At 68.8% G+C, this 9,452-nt stretch carries 9 protein-coding genes; 5 read left to right on the forward strand and 4 right to left on the reverse strand.

Annotated features, from left to right (window positions below; all coding sequences use genetic code 11):
- Positions 1–377: transporter substrate-binding domain-containing protein (locus VLK61_RS06660; RefSeq protein ID WP_414636779.1), on the reverse strand; the 377-nt coding region annotated here is incomplete at its 3' end.
- A 34-nt stretch (positions 378–411) separates the two neighbouring features.
- Complete coding sequence (locus tag VLK61_RS06665; RefSeq protein WP_325419482.1) at positions 412–1,722, reverse strand: dicarboxylate/amino acid:cation symporter; 1,311 nt, start codon at positions 1,720–1,722, stop codon at positions 412–414.
- Between the two features lie 261 nt (positions 1,723–1,983).
- On the opposite strand from VLK61_RS06665, the gene VLK61_RS06670 reads away from it, so the two are divergent.
- Together VLK61_RS06670 and VLK61_RS06675 are read left to right on the forward strand one after the other, a co-directional pair.
- Positions 1,984–3,831: a sensor histidine kinase gene (locus VLK61_RS06670; RefSeq protein ID WP_325419483.1), complete on the forward strand. Its 1,848-nt coding sequence runs from the start codon at positions 1,984–1,986 to the stop codon at positions 3,829–3,831.
- Positions 3,824–5,191 (forward strand): sigma-54-dependent transcriptional regulator, encoded by a 1,368-nt coding sequence (locus VLK61_RS06675; protein ID WP_325419484.1) that lies wholly within the window; start codon positions 3,824–3,826, stop codon positions 5,189–5,191. The genes VLK61_RS06670 and VLK61_RS06675 overlap by 8 nt, the downstream gene beginning before the upstream one ends.
- 73 nt (positions 5,192–5,264) lie before the next feature.
- Here the strand turns inward: VLK61_RS06675 and VLK61_RS06680 are convergent, their stop codons facing one another.
- Both VLK61_RS06680 and VLK61_RS06685 read right to left on the reverse strand, forming a co-directional pair.
- Positions 5,265–6,431 carry a sensor histidine kinase gene (locus tag VLK61_RS06680; protein ID WP_325419485.1) on the reverse strand — a complete coding sequence of 389 codons (1,167 nt, stop codon included), beginning with the start codon at positions 6,429–6,431 and terminating at the stop codon, positions 5,265–5,267.
- A gap of 39 nt (positions 6,432–6,470) precedes the next feature.
- On the reverse strand, positions 6,471–7,037 hold the full coding sequence (locus VLK61_RS06685) for a response regulator (RefSeq protein ID WP_325419486.1): 567 nt from the start codon (positions 7,035–7,037) through the stop codon (positions 6,471–6,473).
- 209 nt (positions 7,038–7,246) lie between these two features.
- On the opposite strand from VLK61_RS06685, the gene VLK61_RS06690 reads away from it, so the two are divergent.
- From VLK61_RS06690 to VLK61_RS06700, 3 genes are all read left to right on the forward strand, one after another.
- Positions 7,247–8,554 carry an efflux RND transporter periplasmic adaptor subunit gene (locus VLK61_RS06690; RefSeq protein WP_325419487.1) on the forward strand — a complete coding sequence of 436 codons (1,308 nt, stop codon included), beginning with the start codon at positions 7,247–7,249 and terminating at the stop codon, positions 8,552–8,554.
- Positions 8,551–9,237 carry an ABC transporter ATP-binding protein gene (locus VLK61_RS06695; protein WP_325419488.1) on the forward strand — a complete coding sequence of 229 codons (687 nt, stop codon included), beginning with the start codon at positions 8,551–8,553 and terminating at the stop codon, positions 9,235–9,237. Before VLK61_RS06690 ends, VLK61_RS06695 begins: the two co-directional genes overlap by 4 nt.
- Positions 9,234–9,452: hypothetical protein (locus tag VLK61_RS06700; RefSeq protein WP_325419489.1), on the forward strand; the 219-nt coding region annotated here is incomplete at its 3' end. The genes VLK61_RS06695 and VLK61_RS06700, both read left to right, overlap by 4 nt.

Below are 9,452 nucleotides of genomic sequence, written 5' to 3' on the forward strand. Positions count from 1 at the left end.
GTCGTCGAGCCGCACTCCAGATCGACCTGGCCCGAGACAATGGCGGGAATGCGCGTCTCGGACGTCACCGGCTGCCACTTGATCGTGATCTCGCGGCCGAGCTCTTCGCTGATCGCATCGACCAGCAGCTTGCACAGGTCGATCGAATAGCCGATGGGCTCACCGCGCGCCGACAGGTAGGAGAACGGGATCGACGATTCGCGGTGGCCGAGCGTGATCGACGCACTGTCGCGCACCTTGGCCAGCGTGCCGCTCAGGATCGCCGGGTCGGACTGTGCAACAGCCGATCCGCTGGCGGCCAACACCAACAAGGCCAGCAGGCGCGACGCCAGCGTCGGACACCAGGCGGGCGCCGACTGCACAGTGCGAGTGGGCACGGCGTGAATGGTCAAGGCGTGCATGGCCGGCGCCTCAGGTGGGGCTGGGCTGCGGCAAGGGCTGGGCATCGAGCAAGCGGGCCTGCGCTTCGGCCGCGGCCTCGGGCAGCAGTTCGCCTTCCCACTTGGCGACCACCGCGGTAGCGATCGAATTGCCCACTGCATTGGTGGCAGAGCGGCCCATGTCGAGGAAGGTGTCGACGCCCAGGATCAGCAGCAGGCCGGCTTCGGGGATGTTGAACTGGTTCAGCGTCGCGGCAATCACCACCAGCGAGGCGCGCGGCACGCCGGCCATGCCCTTGGAGGTGAGCATCAGGATCAGCAGCATCGTGATCTGCGTGCCGGTCGACAGCTCGATGCCGTAGGCCTGCGCGATGAACAGCACGGCGAAGGTGCAGTACATCATCGAGCCGTCGAGGTTGAACGAATAGCCCATCGGCATCACGAAGCTGGAGATCTTGCGCTTGACCCCGAAACGGTCCAGCGCATCCAGGATCTTCGGATAAGCCGCTTCCGAGCTGGCCGTGGCGAAGGACAGCAGGAAGGCTTCCTTGATCAGCACCAGCAGCTTGAACACGCGCGGCCCCAGGAACAGGAATCCGGCGCCGATCAACACCGCCCACAGCAGGAACAGGCCGATGTAGAAGTCGCCCATGAAGACCGCGAATTTCAGCAGGATCTCCAGGCCGTTGACGGCGACGGTGGCGGCCATGGCGGCCATCACCGCCAGCGGCGCCAGCTTCATCACGTAGCCGGTGATCTTCAGCATCGCGTGGGCCAGTTCGTCGATCGCGGCGACCAGGGTCTTGGCCTTGTCGCCCAGCGCCGCGAGCGCCACGCCGAAGAACATCGAGAACACGACGATCTGCAGGATCTCGTTGTTGGCCATCGCTTCGGCAAAGGACTTGGGCACGAGGTGGCTGACGAAGTCCTTCAGCGTGAACTTCGACGTTGCCAGATTGGCCGAAGCGCCGATGTCCGGCAGCGGCAAGCCGAGGTTGTGGCCCGGCTGCAGCAAGTTGGCCATGATCAGCCCGAGGATCAGCGAAATCAGCGACGCGGTGATGAACCAGCCCAGCGCCTTGCCGAACACCCGCCCCACCGACTTGGCGTCGCCCATGTGCGCGATGCCCACCACCAGCGTCGAAAACACCAGCGGCCCGATCAGCATCTTGATCAGCCGCAGGAACACGTCGGACATGATGGAGACGTAACCCGCAATCTGCGCGGCCGCCTTCTTGTCCGGAAAGCTCTTGAAGATCATGTAGCCGATGGCAATGCCCAGCACCATCGCGATGAGAATCCAGGCCGCCGGCGGCAGGCGCTTTCGAGTCTGAGGGGTCATGGTTTTCCTCTTCAAGTCAGCTGGGAGCTGTCGTATGCAGATGTCGTGCCAGCGGCCAGGCTTTCGCCAAGCCCTTGATTTCATTCGGCGGCCTGCGGCGTGCGGCGCGGCGGCGTGTCGAAACCCACACGCGGCGGCTGATTTCCGTGTGTGATTCGACATCGCGGCGGCACGCCACGCCGGGCGCCGGCTCCGGCATACTCGGCGCGCATGGGTGCAGCCTCGACTCTCTTCGGCCGACCAGGCGCTAGCACCCGACTGATGCGGCGTGGGCTGGCCGGCGCCCTGGTGCTGCTGCTGATTGCCTCGGCGGCGTTCGGCGCCTACCGTTCGAGCCGGCAAACCGGGCTGGCGCAGATCGACGACACCGCACTGCGGCAACTCGATCTTTATGCCGCGACGCTGGAGAGCGAGATCGCCCGCCATGCCTACCTGCCCGGCCTGCTGGAGGTGGACCGCGACATCCAGCTGCTGTTCGCCGGCCAGCGCCAACCGGCGGACCTGCGGGCGGCGAGCCGCAAGCTGGCCGGCGTCAACGTGATGGCCGGCTCGATGGCGGTTTTCCTGCTCGATGCCGGCGGCGATGTGCTCGCGTCCAGCGACGCCTACCGCGGCGACACAGCGAATGCGCCGCGTGCCGCGCCGCTGTTCCTGGCGCAGGTGCTCAAAGAGGGCCGTACCGGCTTCTTCGCCGTCGACATGCCCACCGCGGCGGCAGGCTATTGCTTCGCGCAGCCGGTGATGCGCAACACCGAGCTGCTCGGCTTCATCGGCGTGCGCATCAGCCTGGACCCGCTGGAGTCGAGCTGGATCGACATGGGCGTGCGCAGCGAAAGCGAAGAGGTGCTGGTGATCGACGAGAACGGCGTGATCATCATGTCCTCGGTGCCGCAGTGGAAGTACCGCACGCTCGCGCCGGTGGCGAGCACCCGGCGTGCGTCATTGGAGGCTTCGGAACGCTACCCGCCGCAGACCTTGCTGCCGCTGGGCATGCGCGAGGAGCAGACCACCGAACGTGGTGCCCGGCTGGTGCGGCTGACGGGCTGGAAAGACATGGCCTCGCCGGACACCTTGCGGCTGACGCAGGAGCGGCCGCTGGCCCAGTTCGGCTGGCGCCTGATGCTGGTGTCCGACCCCACGGAGGCCGCTCGCACGGCCACGCGTGCGGCCTGGGGCGGCGGCGCCATCGCCGCTTTCGTGGCCCTGCTGGCGCTGTACCTCGGGCAGCGCCGCCGGGCGCTGCTGCAGCAGCAGCGGGCCCGCCAAGCCTTGCAGCAGGCCAACGACGCGCTGGAATCCACCGTCGCCGAGCGCACGCACGAGTTGCGCGATGCGAACCAGAAGCTGGTCGGTGAAATGCAGGAACGCCAGCGCGCCGAGCAAGAGCTGGTCCAGGCCGGCAAGCTGGCCGTGCTGGGCCAGATGTCGGTCGGCATATCGCATGAGATCAACCAGCCGGTGACGGCATTGCGCGCGCTGGCGACGAATGCCGTGATCCTGTTGAAGCGTGGCTCGATGGAGGAGGCCATCGACAACCTGAAAGCCATCCTGGACGTCGCCGCGCGCCTGAACCGCATCACCACGCAGCTGAAGGTCTTCGCCCGCAAGTCGCCCGCGTCGCCGGCCGCGCACGAGCCGGTGTCGCTGCATGCCGCGGTCGCCAATGTGTGTCGCTTGCTCGAGCACCGCACGTCGGCCGAGCAGGTGCAGGTGCAGATCGACGTCGCCGACAACAGCTGGGTGCAGTGCGAGATCCACCGGCTCGAACAGGTGCTGATCAACCTGGCGACGAATGCGATGGATGCGATGGCCGAGGTGGCGGTCAAGGTGCTGGCGATCAGCGCCCGGCCTTGCGAGGGGCGCTTGTGCGTGCGCGTGGCGGACACCGGCCCGCCGGTGCCGGACGAGGTTTTGCAGCACTTGTTCGAGCCCTTCTATTCCACCAAGCCGACCGGCGAAGGGCTGGGGCTGGGATTGATCATCTCGTCGACGCTGGTGCGCGAGTTCGGCGGTCAGCTGCGTGTCGAAGCGGCAGAATCCGGACTGGCATTCGAGTTCGACCTGCCGCTGTCTAAAGGGACGGGCAATAGAGGGACGGGCGATGTTTGAAGGATTCAAGGTCTTGTTCGTCGAGGACGACTCTGCCGTGCGCAGCAGCCTCGGCCAGGCGCTGCGGCTGGCCGGGCTGGAACTGCAGGCCTTCGTCTCCGCGGAAGAGGCGTTGCGCCATGTCGTGCCGGGGCTGCAAGGCATCGTCATCAGCGACGTGCGCCTGCCGCGCATGGACGGCCTGGCGCTGCTGAAGGAAGTGCGCCGCATCGACCCCGACATTCCGGTGACGCTGATCACCGGACACGGTGATGTGGCGCTGGCCGTCGAAGCGATGCATGCCGGGGCCTACGACTTCATCGAAAAGCCGTTCATGACCGAGCGCTTCGTCGAGACGGCGATGCGCGCGATGGAAAAGCGCGTATTGCGCGCGGCGGTGGAAACGCTGCGCAGCCAGCTGCATGAAAAAGCCGGCATCGAAGCGGCGCTGCTGGGCCAGTCGCCGGCCATGCTGCAGGTGCGGGCGCAGGTGCTGATGCTGGCCGAAACCTCGGCCGATGTGATGATCGTCGGCGAGACCGGCTGCGGCAAGGAACTGGTGGCGCGCTGCCTGCACGACCACAGCCGGCGGCGCGACAGGAACTTCGTCGCGATCAACTGCGCCGGCCTGCCCGACAGCCTGCTGGAGAGCGAGCTGTTCGGCCACGAGGCCGGCGCCTTCACCTCGGCCAGCAAGCGCCGCATCGGCAAGATCGAACATGCCAACGGCGGCACGCTGATGCTCGACGAGATCGAGAGCATGCCGCTGTCGTTCCAGGCCAAGCTGCTGCGCGTGCTGCAGGAACGCAAGGTCGAGCGGCTGGGCTCCAACGACGAGCAGCCGGTGGACATCCGCGTCATCGCCGCCAGCAAGAGCGATCTGCTCGAGATGAGCCGCCACGGCACGTTCCGCAGCGATCTCTACTACCGCCTGAACGTCGCCGTGCTGAACCTGCCGCCGCTGCGCGAACGCCGCGAAGACGTGCCGCTGCTGTTCCAGCATTTCGTGCTGCAGGCCGCGAAACGCTACGAGCGCGAAGCCCCTGAAGTGAGCGGCGAGCACATGCACCGCCTGATGGCCTACGACTGGCCCGGCAACGTGCGCGAGGTGCGCAACGCGGCCGACCGCTTCGTATTGAAGCTGCCGAATGGACAAGGACACGGGCAAGGACACGGCCAGGGCCTGAACCCGCCGCTCGCGCCGCAGGGCCCGATGACGCTGACGCAGCAGATGGACGTTATCGAGCGAGCCTTGATCGAAAACGCCTTGAAGCAGCATGAGGGCTGCCCCTCCGGCGTCGTCGAGGCCCTGGGCATCGGCAAGAAGACGCTGTACGAAAAGCTGCGCCGCCACAACATCACGATCAAGGACTTTCGCTGAACGACCCAGCCGGCTGCGACGACGGGCGTGTTGAATGCCGGATCGTGCTTGCCGAGCGCGATCGAGTAGCCGGTCAGAAGCTCAGGACGAATGCGGCGCCGCCTTCCAGCGGACGCACATGCCGGACCCGGCCGCCCATGCCGTAGGCCAGCTGGCGCACGACGGTCAAGCCGATGCCCTGGCCCCCTTCGCGAGCGCTGAAGAACGGTATGAAGATCTGCCGCTCCAGCCCTGCCGGCACACCCGGGCCGTTGTCGCGAACGCTGATCTGCAAGCGTCCGCCGCGGGTCTGCCGCCCCTGCACCCACAGACGCGGCACGGCCTGGTTGGCGGTGGCCTGCTCGGCGTTGCTCAGCAGCGCCAGCAGCGCCTGCTCCAGCTGCCCCTCGTCGGCCTGCAGGCGCAGGGTCGGCGAGGCCAGTTCGAAGCGGGCTTCGCCGCCGCGGGCCTGCCAGGCCGGTCCCACCGCTTGCTGCAGGCGCGCGAACAAGGCGCGCAGATCCACCGGCGCCATCACCGGGGCCGGCGACTGGCCGACGCGGCGATAGGTGGTCACGAAGCCGGACAGGCTCTCGGCCCGCCGCGCAATCGCGTCCAGCGCGCTGCGCAGTTCATCGCCGGCGCCGGATTCGTCCAGCAGCGTCTGCGCTGTCTGGCTCAGGCTCTTGATGGGGGTGAGCGAGTTCATGATCTCGTGCGTCAGCACCCGCACCAGTTGCTGCCACGCAGCCAGCGATTCGGACTCCAGCGCCTGCTCCAGCGGCACCAGCACCAGCAGGGTCTGGTCCTGCCCGTCCAACGCCAGCGCTTGACGCAGCAACTGCCAGCGCTCGCTGCCGCGTTCGGTGTCCAGGACCACCGGGCCGCTGCCGGAGGCATGGCCCAGCAGATGACGCAGTGCCCCGGCGTCGCGCACAGCCCCTGGCGCAACAAGGCGCCGCGCGCGGCTGCTCAGGGCTTGCAAGCGCTCGCCAGCCAGCACCCAGGCGGCCACCGGCAGATGCTCCATCTGGGCCTGCAGCAGCGCCAGCCGCTGTTCGTCGACGGGCGGCGGCGGCTCGGCAGGCTGCGGCGACGCCACCACCGTTCGCCGCATCAGCGGCCTGGCGAGCCACAGCCCCAGCAGCGCCAGTAGCACGGCCCCCACCCAGACCCGCGCCGACTCTCCTGCCGCATGGCCCAGCGCTCCGGCTGCCAGCCACGCCAGGGCAGCGGTCACCAGGCGAAGCTTCTCAGCCATTGGCACCGCCTCGGCGGTTGCTGGGCGGTTGGCTGGCTTCTACAAGCCATGCTTGTCAAGGCGCCGGTACAAGGCCGCGCGAGATACACCCAGCAGCCGCGCAGCGGCGCTGAGATTGCCCTGTGCCTCGGCCATCGCCGCCAGCACGGCGGCGCGTTCTTGCGCAGCCAGCGAACGTGGCGGTTCTGCCGCGACCGGCGCGACATCGGCGTCCGGTGCGGACCGCGTGCGCTGCAAGGCTTCGCGGCAGATGGCGATCAGGCGCACGTTGTCCCAGGGTTTGGTGATGAAGTCGAACGCACCGCGTTTGAGCGCCTGCACTGCCAGGTCGATGTCGGCATAGGCAGTCATCACCACCACGGCCGGCGGCTGCGGGCGCGCCTGCACCTCGGCCAGCAGGCGCAAGCCTTGCGTGCCGTCGGTGCGGCCGGGTCCGAAGTTCAGGTCCAGCAGCAGCAGCGCCGGGCGCAGCCGGTCCAGCGCGGCCGCCAGCTCGGCCGGCCGGCGCAGGCAGACCACCGGTGCCACACGCCGCTGCAGCAGCAATTGAGCGGCCAGGCCCACGTCGGGGTCGTCGTCGAGCAGAAGGATCGTCGTCTCGGGCACGGGTCGGATCTTCGCAGCCTCGCGCGCGCAGGCGCCAGCGGATTGTCCGAAAACGGACAGGGGGCTTGGCCGGCGCAGCGTCAAGCCCGACGCTGCGAAGCGAAATGAAGCTGCCCGTGTCGAACCCACCAACGGCTGTGCCTGTTAGCGTGCTCCCATGGGCTGGCGCTCCCGCGGTGTCCGCGAGCGCCCCGGCGAGCGGCGCTGCCATGGACCGTGCACTGGCGCCACCGCCGCGCTGGCAGCGCCTGGTGCTGCCCGCCGCCGTGGCCACCGCGGCGCTCGTTGCGGTGGCGGCCGCGGCCTGGCAGCGGCCACCGCAGCTGCAGCGGCTCGATTCGGCCCAGCTGGCACCGGTGCGCGCCGGGGAGTTCCGCGACGACCTGGCGCTGCGCGCGCGGGTCGAACCGCTGCATTCGGTGCAGCTGGATGCCGCCGAGGCCGGCCGTGTCGAGGCGGTGCTGGCGCATGATGGCGACAGGGTCGCGGCCGGTGCGCCGCTGTACCGCCTGCACAGCCCGGAGCAGGAGCAGTTGCTGATGCAGCGCAGCGCCGAGGTCGCGCAGCAGATGGCCAATGTGTCGGTGCAGCGCAGCGCGCTGGCCGCCAGCCTGGCGCAGAACCGGCGCGAGCTGGCCCTGCTGCAGGCCGCCGAACAGCAGGCCGTGGCCGACTACCAGCGCCAGGCGCGGCTGGCGGCATCGGGCTTCGTGGCCGACGCCGCGCTGGAGCAGGCCGGGCGCCAGCAGCAGCTGGCGGCGCAGTTGCTGCAACAGGCCGAAGCCGATCAGCGTCTGGAGGCCGACACCCGCCGGCAATCGCTGGCCGAAATGGCCCGCGCGGTGCAAGGCCTGCAGCGTGGCCTGCAATTGCTCGAACGGGCCCGCCAACGGCTGCAGCCGCGGGCGCCGATCGCCGGCCAGCTCAGCGGCTTTCAGCTGCAGGTGGGCACCAGCGTGCGCCCGGGCGACCGGCTCGGGCGCATCGACGATCCCGCCAGCGGCGTGCAGCTGGTGGCCGATGTCGACGAGTACTACCTGCCGCGCCTGCAGGTCGGCCAGATCGCCGTTGCCGCCGATGGGGCCCACGCCAACCCCGCCATCCATCCGGCCGGCGGCACGCTGATCCTGGCGCAAACACTGCCGCAGGTGCAGGGCGGCAAGGTGCGGGTGCTGCTGCGCTGGACCGAGAACCTTGGGCCTGCCGAGCCCGCCCCTGCCGAGGCATCCGGCGGTGCACCCGCCTCGGCAAGCGCCGCAGTAACCCGGCTGCGGCCCGGCCAGGCGGTCGAACTGCGGCTGAGGCTGAGCGCACCGACTGCGGCGCTGCTGCTACCGGATGGCCCGGGCGTGCAGACCCAGCTGTATGTGCGCCAGGGCCGCGAACTGCAGCGCCGCACCGTGCAGCTGGGCCGCCGCGCGGCCGGCCAGGTGGAAGTGCTGGCTGGCCTGCGGGCCGGCGACGAGGTGCTGATCTCCCAACCCCCCACTGACGCCGAAAGGCTGGCGCTGCCATGATCGAGCTGCAAGGACTGACCAAGCGCCACCGTGCCGGCGACATCGAAACCACCGCGCTGGACACGATCGACCTGGCCATCGAAGCCGGCGAATACGTGGCCATCACCGGCCCGTCGGGTTGCGGCAAGTCCACCTTGCTGGGCCTGCTGGGCCTGCTGGACCGGCCCAGCAGCGGCGTCTACCGGCTGCAGGGCGAAGACGTCGCCGCCAAGACATCGCGTGAGCTGGCCGCCATCCGCCGCGGCCGCATCGGCTTCGTGTTCCAGAGCTTCAACCTGGTCGACGAACTGAGCGTGCACGACAACGTGCAGCTGGCGCTGCGCTACGGCCCACTGCCGGACAAGGCGCAGCGCATCCGGGTGGCCGAGGTGCTGGAACGCCTGGGCCTGGCACACCGGGCTGCGCACCACCCCAGCCAGTTGAGCGGCGGCCAGCAGCAACGGGTGGCGATTGCCCGCGCCATCGCCGCACGCCCGGCCCTGCTGCTGGCCGACGAACCCACCGGCAACCTCGACAGCGCGCACGGCCAGCAGGTGATGCGCCTGCTGCACGAACTGCACGCCGAAGGCACGACGCTGGTGATGGTGACCCACAGCGCCGAACATGCCGCGCTGGCCTCGCGCTGCGTGCGCCTGCTCGACGGCCGCGTGCTGGTGGATGCTCATGCGGAGTACCTGGCATGACCCACTCCGATGCGTTTTCGGCGCCCTGGAAAACGGACCTGAAGACGATGGCGTGGTTGACGGCTGTCGACCCGATGCGGCCGTTCGGTTGTTGTTCTGAGAGCCGACATTCGATTGTTGAGTCCTGCGGAGTGGCCGGGATTCCGCCCCGGCGGGCGGGTAACTTCTTTCTGCTGGCTCAGAAAGAAGTCACCAAGAAAGAGAGCCAGAAAACC

This window comes from Aquabacterium sp. (assembly GCF_035476535.1).
GTDB lineage: Bacteria > Pseudomonadota > Gammaproteobacteria > Burkholderiales > Burkholderiaceae_C > Pseudaquabacterium.